At 75.8% G+C, this 1,790-nt stretch carries 1 protein-coding gene; it reads left to right on the forward strand.

Annotation, left to right across the window (positions count from 1 at the left end):
• Positions 1 to 1,790: SDR family NAD(P)-dependent oxidoreductase (locus tag AWZ10_RS50485; RefSeq protein ID WP_159058376.1), on the forward strand; the 1,790-nt coding region annotated here is incomplete at both ends.

Here is a 1,790-nt window from a genome sequence, read left to right on the forward strand (position 1 = left end):
TCTGCGGGTGTCGCACGCCTTCCACTCCCCGCTGATGGAGCCGATGCTCGACGCCTTCCGTACCGTCGCGGAAGGGATCGCCTACGGAACACCCGCCATCCCCGTCGTGTCGAACGTGACCGGACGCCTCGCCGCCGAGGGGGAGTTGGCGTCGGCCGAGTACTGGGTACGGCATGTCCGTCAGGCGGTCCGGTTCGCCGACGGAGTGAGCGCCCTGGCGGCCGAGGGCGTGACCCGATTCCTGGAGATCGGCCCCGACGGCACTCTCACCGCCCTCGCCCGGACCGTGCTCGGCGATGTCGACGACGCGCTCTGCGTACCCGTCCAGCGCAAGGACCGGCCCGAGGCCGACGCGCTGACCGCCGCGCTGGCCGCACTGCACGCCGCCGGAGTACCGGTCGGCTGGAACGCGGTGCTCGGCGCGGTGCGGCCCGCCTTCCCGCTTCCCACCTACGCCTTCCAGCGCACCTGGTACTGGCCCGAGCCACGGCGTGGTGTGACGGGGACGGGTACCGGTACGGCCCCCGTGGCGACGGCCGGGGAGGCCGCGTTCTGGCAGGCCGTGGACCGTGGTGACGCCGAGGAGCTGGCCGGCGTGCTGGACCTCGACGGCACCGAACTGGAGAGCGTCGTGCCCGCGTTGTCCGCGTGGCGGCGCGCCGAGGCGGAGCGGACCACCGCGGACGCCTGGCGCTATCGGGTCCGCTGGGAGCGGCTCGCACCGGCCGAGACCCGCACGGCCGACGGGCGGTGGCTGCTGCTGCAGGCCGACACCGGAACCGACGCCGCCACCGACGGCGGCTCCGTCCTCTCCGGCATCGAGGAGTTCCTGCCGGGACTCGAACGCGTGATCTGCACCGACCTCGGGCGCGCCGCCCTGGGCGAGGTGTTCGCCGCGGCCGTCGCCGACGGGGCGCCGATCGCCGGCGTGCTGTCCTGCCTGCCCGGTGCGAAGAGCGCCCTCACCCTCGTGCAGGCATACGGCGACGCGTCGGTCGCCGCGCCGCTGTGGCTCGTGACCAGCGGTGCCGTCGCCGTGGGCGGCGGCACCGAGGCCGCCGTCGATCCACGACGGGCCGCCGTATGGGGACTGGGCCGAGTCGCCGCGCTCGAACACCCCGACGTGTGGGGCGGACTGCTCGACCTGCCCGTCCGGCCGGACCGACGCACCCTCGCGCGGACCGTCGCCGTGCTCGTCGCCGGCGACGAGGACCAGGTCGCCGTACGCGGAACCGACGCGTACGCCCGCCGTCTGACGCCCGCTCCCGCCCCCGGCGCCACCGGCGCGTGGGCGGCTCCGGAGCGCGTCCTGATCACGGGTGGCACCGGTGCTCTCGGGGCCCGCGTCGCCCGCTGGGCCGTCGCCCGCGGTGCCCGGGAGCTGGTGCTGACCAGCCGTCGGGGTGCGGACGCGCCCGGCGCGGACGACCTGCGGGGCGAACTGGTCGGTCTGGGCGCGCGGGTGACCGTCGCCGCCTGCGACATGGGGGACCGGGACACCGTGGCGCGGCTGCTGGCCGCACACCCCGTCGACGCCGTCGTGCACTGCGCCGGTGTCCTCGACGACGACGTGATCGCCTCGTACTCGCCCGACCGGCTCGCCGCCGTGCTGCGCGCCAAGGCGGACGCCGCCGACCACCTGGACGAACTGACCCGCGACAGCGGCCTGTCGGCGTTCGTGGTGTTCTCCTCCATCGCCGGCGTCTGGGGCAGCGGAGGGCAGGCCGGCTACGCCGCCGCCAACGCCCACCTGGACGCGCTCGTCGAGCGTCGGCGCGCTCGCGGCCTGG

The sequence above is a fragment of the Streptomyces europaeiscabiei genome, assembly GCF_001550375.1.
GTDB classification, from domain to species: domain Bacteria; phylum Actinomycetota; class Actinomycetes; order Streptomycetales; family Streptomycetaceae; genus Streptomyces; species Streptomyces europaeiscabiei.